We start from the raw sequence: 246 nt of genomic DNA, 5'->3' as shown, positions 1-246 counted from the left end.
CTCCAATCACGATGCGCCGCGCGCGGTGACGCGATGGGCCTTGCCCGAGCACCGCGACGCTGCGGCGCGGATGAGCCTGATGCTGCTCGCCTGCCTGCGCGGCAACATTTTTCTCTATTACGGCGACGAGCTCGGCCTGCCGCAGGCGGACATCCCCTTCGAGGCCCTGCAAGATCCTGAGGCCCTGGCCAACTGGCCCCTGACCCTGGGACGCGACGGCGCCCGCACGCCCATGCCCTGGACCGC

The 246-nt window shown here is 70.3% G+C and carries 1 protein-coding gene; it reads left to right on the top strand.

Features of this window, described 5'->3' with window-relative positions; genetic code table 11:
- Nucleotides 1-246, top strand: a 246-nt coding sequence (locus C1X29_RS29080; RefSeq protein ID WP_256584432.1) for an alpha-amylase family glycosyl hydrolase, incomplete at both ends; no start/stop codon positions are given.

Source organism: Pseudomonas sp. GW456-12-10-14-LB2, from assembly GCF_002884345.1.
GTDB lineage: Bacteria > Pseudomonadota > Gammaproteobacteria > Pseudomonadales > Pseudomonadaceae > Aquipseudomonas > Aquipseudomonas paraglycinae.
Note: the sequence above shows the minus strand (reverse complement) of the source record. Positions and strands in the feature narration are given on the sequence as shown.